Annotated in this window: 12 protein-coding genes; 7 read left to right on the top strand and 5 right to left on the bottom strand. The window is 42.9% G+C overall.

Features of this window, described 5'->3' with window-relative positions:
- Positions 1 to 104: 104 nt before the first annotated feature.
- Positions 105 to 1,034 (bottom strand): DUF808 domain-containing protein, encoded by a 930-nt coding sequence (locus I3252_RS06055; RefSeq protein ID WP_238034549.1) that lies wholly within the window; start codon positions 1,032 to 1,034, stop codon positions 105 to 107.
- A 413-nt stretch (positions 1,035 to 1,447) separates the two neighbouring features.
- Between I3252_RS06055 and I3252_RS06050 the strand changes: the two genes are divergently transcribed.
- The 5 genes from I3252_RS06050 to I3252_RS06030 all read left to right on the top strand — a co-directional run bounded on the left by I3252_RS06050 (position 1,448) and on the right by I3252_RS06030 (position 7,404).
- Positions 1,448 to 2,302, top strand: coding sequence for a DsbC family protein (locus I3252_RS06050; RefSeq protein ID WP_238034548.1), 855 nt, complete (start codon positions 1,448 to 1,450; stop codon positions 2,300 to 2,302).
- Between the two features lie 270 nt (positions 2,303 to 2,572).
- Positions 2,573 to 3,931, top strand: coding sequence for a homoserine dehydrogenase (locus I3252_RS06045; RefSeq protein WP_238034547.1), 1,359 nt, complete (start codon positions 2,573 to 2,575; stop codon positions 3,929 to 3,931).
- Positions 3,932 to 4,027: 96 nt separating this feature from the next.
- A complete protein-coding gene (locus I3252_RS06040; RefSeq protein ID WP_109592340.1) occupies positions 4,028 to 5,209 on the top strand; it encodes a thiolase family protein in 1,182 nt (393 codons plus the stop codon).
- A 428-nt stretch (positions 5,210 to 5,637) separates the two neighbouring features.
- On the top strand, positions 5,638 to 6,486 hold the full coding sequence (locus I3252_RS06035; RefSeq protein ID WP_238034546.1) for a PRC and DUF2382 domain-containing protein: 849 nt from the start codon (positions 5,638 to 5,640) through the stop codon (positions 6,484 to 6,486).
- Between the two features lie 261 nt (positions 6,487 to 6,747).
- Positions 6,748 to 7,404: a YsnF/AvaK domain-containing protein gene (locus I3252_RS06030; RefSeq protein WP_238034545.1), complete on the top strand. Its 657-nt coding sequence runs from the start codon at positions 6,748 to 6,750 to the stop codon at positions 7,402 to 7,404.
- A 73-nt stretch (positions 7,405 to 7,477) separates the two neighbouring features.
- On the opposite strand, the gene I3252_RS06025 is transcribed toward I3252_RS06030, so the two are convergent.
- Entirely contained in the window at positions 7,478 to 8,011 is a 534-nt protein-coding gene (locus tag I3252_RS06025) for a hypothetical protein (protein ID WP_109592336.1), read from the bottom strand.
- 287 nt (positions 8,012 to 8,298) lie between these two features.
- Complete coding sequence (gene secA / locus I3252_RS06020) at positions 8,299 to 11,076, bottom strand: preprotein translocase subunit SecA (protein WP_045443474.1); 2,778 nt, start codon at positions 11,074 to 11,076, stop codon at positions 8,299 to 8,301.
- 505 nt (positions 11,077 to 11,581) lie between these two features.
- On the opposite strand from secA, the gene mutS reads away from it, so the two are divergent.
- Entirely contained in the window at positions 11,582 to 14,722 is a 3,141-nt protein-coding gene (mutS, locus tag I3252_RS06015) for a DNA mismatch repair protein MutS (protein ID WP_238034544.1), read from the top strand.
- Between the two features lie 206 nt (positions 14,723 to 14,928).
- Positions 14,929 to 15,252 carry a ferredoxin FdxA gene (gene fdxA / locus I3252_RS06010; protein ID WP_201631722.1) on the top strand — a complete coding sequence of 108 codons (324 nt, stop codon included), beginning with the start codon at positions 14,929 to 14,931 and terminating at the stop codon, positions 15,250 to 15,252.
- 81 nt (positions 15,253 to 15,333) lie between these two features.
- Here fdxA and I3252_RS14255 read toward each other — a convergent pair whose 3' ends face one another.
- Together I3252_RS14255 and I3252_RS14280 are read right to left on the bottom strand one after the other, a co-directional pair.
- Positions 15,334 to 15,792 (bottom strand): prepilin-type N-terminal cleavage/methylation domain-containing protein, encoded by a 459-nt coding sequence (locus I3252_RS14255; protein WP_275949300.1) that lies wholly within the window; start codon positions 15,790 to 15,792, stop codon positions 15,334 to 15,336.
- A gap of 79 nt (positions 15,793 to 15,871) precedes the next feature.
- Positions 15,872 to 16,228 (bottom strand): prepilin-type N-terminal cleavage/methylation domain-containing protein, encoded by a 357-nt coding sequence (locus I3252_RS14280; protein WP_345945879.1) that lies wholly within the window; start codon positions 16,226 to 16,228, stop codon positions 15,872 to 15,874.
- Positions 16,229 to 16,480 lie beyond the last annotated feature (252 nt).

Raw genomic sequence — 16,480 nt, 5'->3', positions numbered from 1 at the left:
TCGTATAACGTCCAACGTAAAAGCCCCAAAGTTGTCAGCAACTTTGGGGCTTTTTTACGAAATAAAATTACAAAAAATATAAAGCTAAAGCACAGGTAACTGACTTAGTGTGCAGATGACGCTGTGTCGTCTTTTCCACGAATTTTACTTATGACAGTCAAAAGAGTAACGATTGCTGCACCAATGATAAAGCCAATCACGCCATTTAAGAGCGCAGTGGTAAAGCTTTGGAATACACCGGTCAGATGGGCAATGTCTTCAACGTTATGGTGTAAAAAATTAATACCATGCACTAAAATCCCACCACCGACTAAAAACATCGCCAACGTGCCAGCGATAGACAAGAATTTCATCAATTTAGGCGCGGCAGCAAATAAAACCTTACCCACCTTTTGAGTAAATGCGCTTTCTTTTTCCATCATATGTAAACCAATATCATCAATTTTGACAATACCAGCCACCAAACCATAGATACCGACGGTAATACCAATGGCTAAAATAGACAGTACCAAACTGCGCTCTAGTAAGGTCGCGGTAGCCGTCGCGCCAAGGGCGATTACAATAATTTCTGCCGATAAAATAAAATCGGTGCGTACGGCCCCTTTAATTTTTTCCTTTTCAAAAGCGACTAAATCTACCGTTTCATCAGCGTTGGCTTTTCGACGCGCTTCTTGCTCTTCATCATGTGGTAAGGCATGCGGCCAAAAACGGTGAATGACTTTTTCAGCGCCTTCATAAACCAAAAACAATCCACCACACATCAATAAAAAAGTAATGAGTGGCGGATAAATAGCGCTGATAAGTATTGCCGCTGGTACTAAAATAAGCTTATTAATAAATGAGCCTTTGGCGACCGCCCAGACCACTGGTAGCTCACGATTGGCTTTGACACCCGTGACCTGTTCTGCGTTGAGCGCCAAATCATCGCCCAATACACCAGCAGTTTTTTTAGCAGCGACTTTGGTCATGACGGAAACATCATCCAATATCACACTGATATCATCAAGTAGGGTTAATAAACTGGCACCTGCCATGTGTGCTCCTTAGCAAAAATTTATTGAAATAAAGGGTTGAAAATCACTGATATCAATAGTTTTATAGGAATTTTTATAAAAACACTGTTATTAGCCGTAGACTACAAGGGCAAGCGTCGATATTAAATAGTACAAATGTATCTTATTTTTTTGAATTGACGTTTATGCCTACTACTATTATTGCTACCCTCACCTCCCTATATCACCTCATAGCCTGTGGCTGTTATTTGCCATAAATATGTTAATATAGGCGACATGATTACTTACCTTTTATAATTATTAAATTGTAAAAAAACCTTTTAATTTTAAACCTTTAAGACAATATCGATACGTATTGCTTTATATAGAAATTTAGTATCATTTTTCTTAAAACGACTTCACGATTAGGCACGATGCCTACAGGACACCTATATATGTCATCCCCGATTGCAAAAAACACCTTTGCTCATAACCGCTTTTCTCGAAATAATTTATCTCGTTTTATGATGAGTGCACTGCTTGTTGTGGTTGCTGCGGGCTGCTCAAACAATGCAGCAGATGCGACCAGCAACACCAGTATCGTCAATAATACCGATGCTAAAACCAGTACAAGTAAGGCATCCGCTGATAGCGATGCTGCCGTGGTAAAGGCGTTGCAGGCGAATTTGAATACGTCCGGTATTGAAGAAAATATCATTTCAGCCGTACCAACAGATATGGATGGTATTTATTGGGTCACAGCGGAAGGACTGCCTTCTTTCTTTACTGATAAGTCTGGCAAACACATTATCCAAGGTCAGATTATTGCGGTTGGCGAGGCTCTGCCTGTCGATATCAGTGCGGCATTGGTTGCTAGTACCGCACAAGAAGCCCTAAAAGCCGTCGATAAGAAAGACATGGTGATTTATCCAGCCATAGGCGAAACGAAGTCAGTGGTCTATGCCTTTACCGATGCAGACTGTGGTTATTGTCGTAAATTGCATGAAGAGATGGATGATATCAATGCACGTGGTATCGAAGTACGTTATTTGGCATGGCCGCGCAGTCAGGAATCAGTGCCAAAAATGGAAGCCATTTGGTGTAGTCAAGATCGTAAGGCGGCCATGAATCAAGGGAAAATGGGCGCTGATGTACAAGCGCCTAGCTGTGCCAACCCTGTACAAGAACACATGGCACTGGGTGCAAAACTTGGTGTGCGTGGTACTCCCGCTATCTTTACAGAAGCAGGACAGCAAGTAGGCGGCTATCTACCTGCGGCGGAGTTGGCTCAAGCTGTCGGTGCTAGCTAAAATCTGTTATTGTTTCAGGTATTTGTGATATCTATGACGATGGCGACATTGTGTAGACGTCACAACTGCTTGTCGGTATGATACGATAAAGCGCTATGAAAAATCAGCAGCATACTTTTTATTTGAGTATTTTTTATTCAACTGTAATGAGAAATCGATAAAGCTGCGACTGTCAAAATGCACGCAACTACTACAGCTAGTAGCGCATGCGCATTTGACTCTGTGACAGCGTTATCATTGGTTCATTATATTTAACCTCTTGAGGATACTGTGAGTAATTCCATCAAACTAGCGATACTTGGTCTGGGCACCGTCGGAACGGGCGTGATCAATCTAATCAATGACAACTTAAATGAGCTAAAACGCCGTAGCGGACGCGACATTATCATTACCGAAGTTGGTACGCGCCGTCATCGTGATGATATTGATCCCAATATTATGCAAAACAGTGACTTGATGGCAACTGCTGCAAGCGACAATGTCGATATCGTCGTCGAGGTGATTGGCGGTACGACCCTTGCCAAAGACGTAATTATGCACGCCATTAAAAACGGCAAGCATGTGGTGACTGCAAATAAGGCGCTATTGGCGGAGCATGGCAACGAAATCTTTGCCTTTGCTGAAGAGCATAACGTCCATGTCGCTTATGAAGCAGCAGTCGCAGGCGGTATCCCCATTATTAAAGTCATGCGCGAAGCGCTCGCTGCCAATAAAATCGATTGGCTAGCAGGTATCATCAACGGTACTGGCAACTTTATCATGACCGAAATGCGTGACAAAGGTCGCCCGTTTGCCGAAGTGTTGAGCGAAGCACAAGAATTGGGTTATGCAGAAGCAGATCCGACTTTTGATGTCGAAGGTATTGATGCGGCTCATAAACTGGCATTACTCGCCTCTATCGCCTTTGGTATTCCGCTGCAATTTGACAAGGTCTACTGTGAAGGCATCACTGGTATCACCTTACAAGACGTCAACTATGCGGAAGAGCTTGGCTACCGTATCAAGCATTTGGGCTTTGCCGTACGCCGTGATGGTCAAGGTAATGATGAGGCTTCTGGTATCGAGCTGCGCGTACACCCAACGCTAATTCCGCAGGATGCGTTACTCGCCAACGTCAATGGCGTAAAAAATGCGGTATTGGTAAACTCCCATCCGCTTGGACAGACGTTATATTGCGGTGATGGTGCTGGCGCTGGTGCGACGGCTTCTGCGGTGATGGCCGATGTGATGGACTTGGTGCGTGTTCTAGGTAGCAAAGACAGTAGCGATGAAAGCAACAGTAATCAAAACAACCACGGTCACCATGTGCCGCATTTAGCATTTATCCCTGAGCAGCTATCAGACACGCCCATATTGCGCGCTGAGCAGATGATTACCGGTTATTATTTACGCGTACACGCTTATGACAGCCCTGGTGTGTTGGCAGATATTACTCGCATTCTAAGCGATGCTGGTATTAATATCGATGCGATTTTACAAAAACCTGCGCACAAAGTTGGTCAAGTTCCGGTTATTATTTTGACGCTGCCCGTGGTCGAAAGTCAGATGAATCTAGCCATCGAAAAAATTGAAAAATTAGAGACCATTACTGATAAAGTAGTACGCATTCGCTTAGATGAGCTAGCATAAAGCCTGCAGTTATTGAGCCTAAAAGATGCTATCTAGTCCGCGTTTGGTTTTAATTAAAACAAACTCATTTAAAATACGTAAAAAGGAATAATAACGATGTCAAATGATGCAATTGTAATTTTAAACGGCGCACGTACCCCAATGGGCGGCTTCCAAGGCGCACTAAAAGATATGAGCGCAACTGAACTTGGTGGTGCTGCTATTAAAGCCGCTGTCGAACGCTCAGGTGTGGCAGTCGATAGTATTGACGAGGTCATTATGGGCTGTATCTTGACTGCAGGCTTGGGTCAAGGTCCTGCGCGTCAAGCGATGCGTAATGCAGGTTTATCTGATGCAACTGGTGCTGTCACTATTAACAAGCTTTGTGGTTCAGGGCTAAAAGCAGTCATGCAAGCACATGACGGCATCAAAGCTGGTAGTTTCAATGTGGCAGTCGCTGGTGGCATGGAATCAATGACCAATGCGCCATACATCATGCCAGGGTCACGTGGCGGCTACCGTATGGGACATAAAGAAGTCAAAGATCACATGTTCCTAGACGGTTTAGAAGATGCTGAAACTGGCAAATTGATGGGTATGTTCGCACAGGAAATGGCTGATGAAAAAGGCTATACCCGTGAGCAAATGGATGCGTTTGCTATCGAATCGCTGAACCGTGCGCTCACTGCTATCAAAGATGACCACTTCAAAGATGAAATCACGCCAGTGACTTTTAAAACCCGTAAAGGCGAGCAAACCGTCGATACCGATGAGCAACCAGCGCTTGCTAATGCTGAGCGTATCCCTACTCTACGTCCAGCCTTCGCTAAAGATGGTACCATCACGGCAGCAAACGCCAGCTCAATCTCAGACGGTGCGGCAGCGGTTGTGGTCATGAAGGAATCGCAAGCGAAAGCTGAGGGCCTTGACTATCAAGCGCGTATCGTTGCAACCGCATCAAACTCTCGTCACCCAAGCGAATTTACCATTGCTCCGATTGGTGCAATTGAAAAAGTATTGGCTAGTGCTGGTTGGTCAGTCGCTGATGTTGACTTATGGGAAATCAACGAAGCGTTTGCAATGGTAACCATGGCGGCGATGGACGAGCTAAAAATCGACCATGCCAAAGTAAACGTTGAAGGCGGCGCTTGTGCACTCGGTCATCCAGTAGGCTGTTCAGGTGCTCGTATCTTGATCACGCTTATCAACTCTCTCAAGCGTACTGGCGGCAAAAAAGGCGTTGCAACACTTTGTATTGGTGGCGGTGAAGCCGTGGCTGTTGCTATTGAACTTGCTTAACACTCAAGTAGATTAATTAATCGATTGCTATATTAAATTAGCCTCTATCATTATCGTTTCTTATAAAATTTTCAAAATATCAGGAACCGCATCGCTATTTGCTTTGCGGTTTTTCTGTGTCTATGACTCTTAAATAAGCTAGAAATATTGCTCTGTGTAAAGACACGTTAATTTTTGACCCCAGCTATGTTATGCCACTTACAGCCTATTACACGCAATTACTTCAAGCGCACACTTTGCTACCTTGCTCATATATCTCATCGAAAATCATGATGTTAAGATTCTTACAAGTCGATGTAGAGGCTACTCACATGGCTTGCTACACCTTTTATTATAAAAATATTTTTACTAGAAATTTAACCTTTCCAAAACAACGATTGTTTTTAAAATAATTAATAATGATTAACTCATAAAAAAGGAAGACAACAATGAGCCAACTAATTCGTTTAAAAGATATCCAAGCTACTCATAAAGATTTAATCGGTGATGATTATTATGACCCAACAGGTAAAACTGCTTATGGTGTCAACGAAGAAAAAATCGGTAAAATTGAAGGTGCATTAGTAGAAGACACTACTGGTCGCATTCGTTATTTGATCGTTGATGCAGGCGGCTGGTTCAGCTCAAAAGAAGTATTAGTACCAGCAGGTCTGGCACGTATCGTTGGTGATGACGTATTCTTTGACAGCTTGACCAAGGCTCAAGTTGATGCCATGGAAGTATATGACCATGATTATCAGTATAGCTACAAAGATCAGTATCAAAAGGATCGTCAAGCATTTGTCGCTGATACAGTTCCAGTTGCAGAGCGTATGGAGATTGCAGACCATGCCTATGACGCACCAAACACACTAGAGCTACTAGAAGAGCGCTTGACCGTCAATAAAGATCGTATCGTGGCAGGTTTGGTTAAAGTTGGTAAGCATATAGTGACCGAAGAGCGCAATGTCGATGTTGAGATAGAAGAAGAGCATGCTAATATCCAGCGTACTAACGTAGATCGTCCAACAGATCGCCGTATCGGTGACATTGATGGCAATCAAACCATTGAGGTTGAACTAGAGGCTGAACGTGCCCGCGTTGGTAAAGACACTTACGTATCTGAAGAAGTGAACGTCGGTAAAACCACTGAACGTCATACTGAAACTATCGTTGAGACTATCCAACGTGAAGAACTAGATATCGATCGCGATGGCAACGTAGTAGACCGCGAAGGCAACATAATCGACCGTGATGGTATTACTGCAGAAGACGTACGCCGCGCTCGTGGTATGTAATACGCTAAACCGTCATACTGTTTGGCTGTTATTAAAAAATAAGATCGCCAAGCAATACATGACCGTAATAAGCAGCTAAGTATTTTTACTTAGTGAATTAAGACCAGAGCATGCCTCTGGTCTTTTTTTGCTTATTATACTCAAAAATACTTAGGAATTAAAAATACTTAATGACATCTGATAAGGCTAACCTTGCAAAATCTGCAAAAATGGCTCTAAAATATTGTATAACGATTATTTGATAAAGATAAGGACATTATGATGACTAGCAATCACGACGACAGCATCCCGAACGATAGCTTTCTACAAGAGAGTTTACATAACAAGCAAGTGACACCAAACGCTATAACGGTCCCAATTGATACTCATAATGGCACAGTAGCTAATGACATAGAAAGTAATGATATAAGCAGTAATGACATAGATAAGAGCAATCATAATGTTGGACACTTGGAGCTATTAGAAGAGCGTCCTGTCATCAACAAAGAGCGTTTAGATGTCGGTAAAGTAACGGTGACCAAGCACGCTCGTACTAAGACCATTGACGTGCCTATTGAGTTGGTAGAAGAATATATTACTATTCGCACTGAATACCACGATGCGAAAAGTCAGGACTTATTGTCAGGCAATTATGATGAAAAGGATATATTGCGCCATGTCGAGCCATCGTTAGATAGCAAGGCGGTCGTTACCGTGAATGGCAAACAGATCGAAATTGGTGATGAGCCGATTGAAATTGTCCTATCACGTCAAGTGGCTACCATTACTAAAGACACTTATGCTATCCAAGAAATCGATATCAATAAAAGCACTCATACCCATACAGATAGTATCCAAGTAGTGCTTAAGCATGAAGAATTAGATGTGAAGGAAGAGGGATTTTTGGCACATGAGTCTAGCGCCAATCCTCATAAATAATTTTTCTGACTCATTAAAACTAGACATAAAAAAAAGCAACGTTATCGTTGCTTTTTTCTTGATTGCTTACTTATTATGAGGTTTTTTTACATTCATAAGTGCTGACGTTCGCCGCATCTGTACCTGCTGTACGCATCACACCCGTCTCACGCGCTTCGTGTGCTACACGCCACTGGGTAAAGCCCTGACTACCATCAATAGCAGTTGCTACTTCGAACACTTCTGGATTACTGGCATCATTGGTTTTATTTAATGTCACCGTACCCGTATCAGTCGCGATGACTACTTGTTTGGCATCTTCTTTATAAGTTGCATTAACTTTCAGCTCGGGTGAGCACAGATAGGCTATTTGACTGACGCCACTATTGACCGAAGCTACGGTATCATCCTGTACTTCACTAAGCGATGCATCCGCTGTATCGACAACCACCTCATTAGGCTCAGCAGGTTCAGCGGACATCGGTACCGTTTCTTCGCTATGGGCGCCATCATCTATACCCGCTTCTGTGTCTGACTGTTGCTGACAAGCACCAAGCGTCAGAACGCCAGCAAGTAAGCCAGTGAGCGCCACAGAAGTACGCAATTTTTTTAATAATTCTATAGTCATAACACTTTCCCCAATGAATATGTTAAACACTATAACGTGTCCATAAATTCACGCCTATGTTGAATTTGTAAGTAATCAATACAAAATATAGCCAACACGTTTGTGAAGAGTCAACTTTACTATCTACAAATAATATAGTCGATTCAAGATAATATAGAGACAAAGAATATGAGCAAATACAGAAAAGCCCTTATCTAAAATAGATAAGGGCTTTTGAGACTAACGAATATTAAAGATATATAAGCAGCAATGCTTAAGTGTTTATTATCAATATTCGCTTATGAATGCTATATTTTACCATGACATTGCTTGTACTTAAGACCTGAACCACAAGGGCATGGGGCGTTACGACTGATATTCATACCAGCGTATGGGTCTGCCTCATTGGCATTATTACCACTACCCACAATAGCACCTGCGACCGCACTACCAGCAAGATTGCGATTTTGCGCGGCGGCTTTTTCAGCCCCGCTATCCATATTATCAATATCACTATGCTCGAACTGCATTTGCATATGAGCAGCATTCTCACGCTGCTGTATTTCCAGCGCTTCTAGCTCTTCTTTGGTCGGAATATGGACACGTGATAAATCTTGAACGGTCTCAGATTTAATTGCGCCAAGCATCATTTGGAACAGCTCAAATGATTCACGCTTATATTCTTGCTCAGGGTTTTTCTGTGCATAACCACGCAGATGAATGCCTTTACGCAGCTGATCCATTTGGGTCAAATGCTCTTTCCAATGCTTGTCTAAGCTCTGTAGCATAAAGTGACGCTCAAGCTGGGCAGCATCTTTTTCGCCCATCTGCTCACGGCGGCTATGATAGCGATCGATAGCCGTTTGGATGATTTTGGCACGCAACCCTTCTTCATCTAAGCGGCGATCTTCATCGAGCCAATCATTGATCGGCATCGCAATCTTAAATTCATTTTCAAGCTCGTCTTCTAAGCCATCAATATTCCATTGGTCATCGATAGAACCTGGCGGAATAAACTGGTTAATCATGGCGTTATAGACTTCTTCGTGCATAATCTCAATGGCTTCAAGCAAATCCATCTCTGCTAGCAAGTCATCACGCTGACCATAGATCACTTTACGCTGCTCATTGGCGACGTCATCATATTTCAACAGATTTTTACGCGCATCAAAATCACGGCTTTCTACTTTACCTTGGGCATTTTCAATCGATTTTGAGACCATTTTATGCTCAATAGCTTCATCTTCTTTCAGACCCATGGCACGCATCATATTTACGACGCGGTCACCAGCAAAGATACGCATCAAGTCATCTTCGAGCGATAAAAAGAAACGCGACATCCCAGGATCGCCTTGACGACCGGCGCGACCCCGTAGCTGGTTATCGATACGACGTGATTCATGGCGCTCAGAACCAATGATATGCAAACCGCCAGCCGCAACCACTTGGTCATGCTTGACTTGCCATTCTGCTTTTAGGCGCGCCATTTCTTCAGGGCTGACCGAATCGATATCTTCAATAAACGATTGCCAGTTACCACCAAGGATAATATCGGTACCACGACCAGCCATGTTGGTCGCGATCGTCACAGCCTTTGGACTACCTGCCTGCGCGATGATTTCGGCTTCACGCTCGTGTTGTTTGGCGTTTAGGACGTTATGCTTGACGCCTTCTTGATCGAGCAAGTAAGACAACTCTTCACTGGCTTCAATCGTCGCCGTACCAACCAAGACTGGAGCACCTTTGGCTTGAATCTCTTTGATTTCGCGAATGATACCTTTGTATTTACCTAACTTGGTTAAGAAAATCTGGTCATCCATATCGATACGAGCAATCGGCTCGTGCGTCGGAATCACGATGACATCTAAGTCATAAGTTGATTTGAATTCTGCTGCCTCGGTATCAGCGGTACCTGTCATGCCTGATAATTTTTCATACAAACGGAAGTAGTTCTGGAACGTCGTGGTCGCAAGCGTTTGGTTTTCTGCTTGAATTTCGACGTTTTCTTTGGCTTCTACCGCTTGATGCAGACCTTCTGACCAACGGCGACCCGGCATGGTGCGACCGGTGTTTTCATCAACGATAACTACTTCACCATCATCGACGATATAGTGTACGTTTTTAACGAATACATGATGGGCGCGAATGGCAGCTTGTACGTGAGCCAATAATGGCAAACGGCTTGGGCTGTATAAACTTTCATTTTCACCCAACTCACCGACTTCGATTAAGAAGCGCTCAATTTTTTCATAGCCTTTTTCACTGATTTCGATTTGACGGTTCTTCTCATCAATCCAGAAATCTTCTTCTTCATTATTCTTATTGGCCTCTTCATCTTTTGAGCGAATCAGCACCGGGATAATGGTATTAATCAGCGCGTACATACGTGAAGAATCTTCGGCTTGACCTGAGATAATCAGCGGCGTACGAGCCTCATCGATTAAAATAGAGTCAATTTCATCGATAATACAGAAGTTTAATGGACGCTGCTTTTTCTCTTTCAAACTAAAGACCATGTTATCGCGCAGATAATCAAAGCCGTATTCGTTATTGGTACCGTAAGTGATATCCGCTTGATAGGCGTCGATTTTTTCTTGTGGCGGCTGCTGTGAATAAATGACACCGACGGTCATGCCTAAAAAGCCAAATAATGGACGGTTCAATTCAGCATCACGCGCCGCCAAATAATCGTTGACCGTAACCAGATGGACACCCTTGCCGCTGATGGCATTGAGGTACATCGCCAAAGTACCCATTAGGGTTTTACCTTCACCCGTTTTCATCTCAGCGATTTTGCCTTCGTGCAGGGTGATACCACCGATCAGCTGCACATCATAATGACGCATGCCATTGACGCGTAATGACGCTTCACGGCAGACGGCAAACGCTTCTGGTAGCAGTGCATCTAAGCTTTCACCTTGTTGGTGTCGTGCTTTAAATTCTTCGGTTTTTTGTTGTAATTGCTCATCAGACAGGGCTTGTACCGCAGCCTCTTGTGCGTTGATTTTGCTGACCACTTTGCGCATGCGCTTTAATTCGCGGTCATTTTTAGTGCCAACCACACTGCCTATAATCTTTGATAACATAATTTTTTGACCTATGGAAATATTCGATAATTAGTGCGCATTAGCCAAAGCTTCGCCCGCTGCCGCCTTGTCATTACAGTCATCACCTGACTACGTACCTTTTGTTAACAAAGCACCTCTTAACAAAGTACTAATTAATAAGGTACTGCCTAATGAAGTGTCGCCTAATGAAGTATCGCCCAATTAAGTGTGACGTCATTATATATGGTTATGACGCCGATGGATACAAGGGCAGCGAGTAGATATTTGCCGACGTAAAAGCACGGCTGGACGTGTTAAAATAGTAGTTACACTTTCACACTTCTTAGTTTTTCGACTGCTAAATTTGCGCGCTATGATGACCCTTTAATAAAGCTATTTTGGTAAAAATCAACCAGAATTCTACAAATCAACCACTCATAAGCGAGTGTTTTTCTCATCTATTTTTCACACTGATCTGACTATACCGTCGTCCATTTAACGCCTGCTGACTACAAACCCATTGAAGCATTATAAGAGACTCTGCATGACCGCTAAGCCATCCGCTCAAAATCTTAACGCCAAAAAACCTACTCCGTCGAAGTACGCAATATCAAAACAACAGACCGCGACACCTTTGACCCCCGATCAGTTAATGGTAGGCAATACCGTTTATCACTTGGCAGATCATACGCCGATGATGGTGCAATATCTAACCATGAAAGCCAACTATCCACAAGCGTTACTGCTGTACCGCATGGGTGATTTTTATGAGTTATTTTTTGATGATGCCAAGCGCGCGGCACAAATATTAGACATCACCTTGACTCGCCGTGGTACGGATAAAGCGGGCAATATCATTGCCATGGCAGGTGTGCCTTTTCATGCGGCCGATAGCTACATGGCAAGGTTGATAGCTGCTGGGCAAACCGTCGTTGTGTGTGAGCAAATTGACGAATCAGCCACTGGCACTGACAACATGAATAACCCGTCCAATGCTCCGACGATGGGCGATAAGCAGAAAAAAGATAAAAGCAAATCTGCTGCTGGCAGCATTATGCGCCGTGAAGTGGTTAAAACGCTGACCGCAGGGACAATTACTGATGATGCTTTAATTGCGCCCAATCATACGCCAACTGTGGTCGCCATTGATATCGAGATACCTAAATCGAACAGCAAACAATCTTTGCAAGCTGCCATTAGCCAAATGGATTTAGCCGCTGGAACACTAACGACGCAAACGCTTAGTGCCAGCTATAATAACAGCCATGATGATGTTAAAAATTTGCAAACGCAAATGCTGACGGTGCTGGCACGCTTTGCGCCTAGTGAATGTATCGTTAGCGAAGCACTTAGTGAAAGTCTTCACGAAGATTGGATGCTGTGGCTACGTCAACACCTCGACTGTCCTATTATCCAAGTGGCGGCAAATGACTTCCATCGTGAGCATGCCAGCGCAACCCTTTGCCAGCAGTTTGACGTGCAGCGCCTTGATGGACTAGGAATCAATGACGCACTTCTTGCTCAATCTAGCTGTGCAGCGCTCATACATTATGCGCGGCAAACTCAGCAGCGTCATGTGCCACAACTCAACCAGCTAATCATAGAATACAGTGACGATTATTTGATTATTGATGCCAATAGTCAGCAAAATCTTGAGCTATTTACCCCCGTTAGCAGTAATGGTACGTCATTAATATCTGTCCTTAATCATTGTCAAACGCCGATGGGTCGACGCTTACTGGTGCAGCAAATGAAACGCCCACTGCGTCAGCATGCGCGCATTAATTTACGCCTAGATGCCATAACCAGTTTGTTAAATACTGATAAACAGTCTGAGCAAAGCTCGGGAAATATCTCATTAGTTACCAACATACGCGAAACCCTAAACGCCATTGGCGATATCGAACGTATTAGTAGCCGCATTGGACTAATGAGTGCCAAGCCGCGTGACCTGCGTAAACTTGCTGAGGGTATTGCTAGTAGCGCCCAGCTTACGATGCTACTGACGAATGCAGGTATTCGCCATGAGCAAGCAGGACTGTTGCCGATGCTAATGCAACAATTGCCTGCGCAGTTACCTGCCATACAGTCCGTCGCTGAGCTGATTGAGCGAGCCATTATTGCAGAACCACCTGCCCATATTCGTGATGGCGGCATGCTTGCCGCAGGTTTTGATGCTGAGTTTGATCGCCTGACTCATCTGCATGACAATATCCAAGTGACATTGGATGAGATGGTAGAACGCGCGCGTCAAGAGAGCCAGTTATCCAGTCTAAAAGTAGGCTTTAACAAGGTTAGCGGCTTTTATTTTGAATTGCCTAAAATGCAGGCAAAAAATGCACCAGCGCATTTTATCCGTCGGCAAACGCTCAAAAGTAGCGAGCGATTTATCACTGACGAGCTAAAAGAAGTTGAGACAGAATATCTAAGCGCGCAAAGCTTAGCATTAACCCGTGAAAAGCAGCTGTATCACGAACTCTTAACTGAACTTAGTAGCCATTTAGCCGAACTGCAACAACTGAGCGCTGTGGTTGCGCAAATAGATGTGCTCAGTAATTGGGCACAGCTTGCAGTTATGTATAACTGGCAGCGCCCAGTCATGAGTAACGACTCAAAAGAAGATAGTGGCTTAAAAAACAGTCACTTAAAAAATGGCTTGAACCATAAAAGTCAAACCAGTATTGATATTAAAGCAGGTCGTCATGTCGTCGTCGAAGCCGCACTCAACCCTATTCATACCCACAGCAATACTTCTGCCAAGCATAGCAGCCATTTTGTCGCTAATGATTGTGCACTAGGCAGTGATGAAAACCCTGAAAGATTATTGATGATTACTGGGCCTAATATGGGTGGTAAATCGACCTATATGCGCCAAACCGCGCTGATTGTTCTACTCGCTCATTGCGGTAGCTTTGTGCCAGCAGCGCGTGCTCATATCGGCGATATCGACCGTATCTTTACCCGTATTGGCTCAGCTGATGATTTGGCGGGCGGCAAATCCACCTTTATGGTAGAAATGATTGAAACGGCTAATATTCTCAATCAAGCGACCAACAAATCGTTGGTGCTGATGGATGAAGTCGGACGCGGCACAGCGACCACTGACGGTTTGGCCATTGCTCATGCTTGCGTTAATCGATTGCTAGAGATTGGCTGCCTGACATTATTTGCCACTCACTACTTTGAGCTGACAAAATTGGCGGAAAACTATAAAGAAAGCAGTGGCAGCAATGACAAACTTATCCGCAACGTCCATGTCGCTGCTAGCGAAATCGACGGTCAACTGTTACTACTGCATCAAATCAAAGATGGTGCAGCAAGTTCTAGCTTTGGTCTGCATGTGGCAAAAATGGCAGGGATTCCTACCCAAGTACTGGATGATGCCAAGCGCTACTTAGCAGATAACTTAAAATTAGACCCTATTGAGGCAGAAAGCGTAAGAACCGTTGATGACAAAAATGAATTAGCTAAGTCAGTAAATGATAAATGCGATCATATGAATGGTCATGAAATAGAGAGAGCTGATATAAAAACCACCAATCAATCTCAAATAATGGCTGATATTCCACAACAAAATCAGCTGTTTAGCTTACAGGATGAGCTAAGTGCGATTGATCCTGATACCTTAACGCCAAAGCAAGCGCATGATTTACTCTATCATTTGAAGAAAATCATTAGTCATTAAAGGGAATTGTCAATTAGTCGTAAAGGCGTTAAAATGTGCCTTATTTTCCAACTATTCTATGTAGCCCTTATCGTTGATTCACTTTAAAAGAAAATCATGGCAACCAAGTGCAGATGTACCAATAATACGTCAAGCACGGTGAGCACAGTAACTCTTTTAAAAGGGATGAACTATATCAGCCAATCCAATAACAGGTAGACCTCACTATGACCTTTGTCGTTACAGATAACTGCATTCTTTGCAAATACACCGACTGTGTGGAAGTCTGTCCTGTGGACTGCTTTTATGAAGGCCCGAACTTCCTCGTCATCGATCCTGACGAGTGCATCGACTGCGCACTATGCGAGCCTGAATGTCCCGCTAATGCCATCTTCTCAGAAGATGAAGTACCAAAAGGGCAAGAGATATTCACTCAGCTAAACGAAGAACTGGCACAAAAATGGCCAAACATCACAGAGATGAAAGGTCAATTGCCAGAAGCTGAAAAGTGGGATGGTGTGGAAGGTAAGATTCAGTATTTAGAGAAGTAGCTATTTTGACTTCTGAAAAAAACCACCTAGTAGCAATTACTATTAGGTGGTTTTTTATGCGTAAAAAAGCAAAATAAAAATTTAAGGCAGAATCCGACAAGGCGCTCCATTAGGAATATCACACTCTATACGGACATTAGATGGAGATTTCGCGACAGCAATTATTTTTTGTTGAGTTGCCATTGTCCAACCCGCTGCATCAGTAGTTGATTGACAAGCACTCACTACTGGTGCCGTAGGTAGCACACTAACCTCAGGATCGTTGATAGCCAAATAAACCTGAATACTATAGTTTCTGGCTTCTGACAAACAGGCATTGTTTTGCCCTTTTGTGACATAAGAGCGATATGCAGTTATAGAAATACTGGCTAAAATACTAATAATAGCAATAATGGTCATAAGCTCTATCAAAGTAAAGCCGGATTGCTTTTTTCCGTAACATTCTGAAGTTGAATACATATATACAGTTAATCTGACTATGTTTGATTTAACTATTGCATTTGTTGTGCCACAAAATATCCTAAAATAAGTGCTAAACAATATGTATTCCAAACTTTAGACATAAAAAAACCAAACAGTACGTTTGGTTTTTTTATAATAAATTATATAGATTAAGGGGTTACACTTTATCTATCAATTTACATTGACCAGTTGCAACAACACAATTAGCACTAGCTTTATTACCCTTTGTAATAGTCCCCACAATTGTTGACTTGCTATCAACATCTGCTGGCGCCGCAATAGTGCAGTTATCAGTTTTAAAATCATCTACATTAGGTGCTGGAGTTGTATCAGTAGGGTCGTTCTCATGTAAATTAAATTGACTTGTATAGTTTTTAGTAGATGCTAGACACTGATTATCAATAGCATTTCTAGTATAGTTCTGATAAGCAGGAATAGCAATCGCCGCTAGGATACCGATAATAGCAACAACGATCATTAGTTCAATTAATGTAAAACCTTTTTGAGAATTCATAGACTTGTCCTTTGGGATAATATGACGGTAGATTAATAGTCTTACTGTCAGTTATAAATAAAATTTCTTTCTTATTTTAAATGCTGCATATAATGTGCCAAATTACTACTTATAGTATATATTTAGGCTGATTATTTGATTTTTATTACTTTATTAAGCTTTTAAGCCGTTCAATCCAGTATTAACCGACAGTAAATGTTACGCTTAGCCTACTAAATATTGTCCATTGATATTATTTTGAGAGTAGATAGT

Origin of the sequence: Psychrobacter sp. Ps4 (assembly GCF_022129285.1) — a bacterium.
Taxonomy (GTDB): Bacteria; Pseudomonadota; Gammaproteobacteria; order Pseudomonadales; family Moraxellaceae; genus Psychrobacter; species Psychrobacter immobilis_A.
Note: the sequence above shows the minus strand (reverse complement) of the source record. Positions and strands in the feature narration are given on the sequence as shown.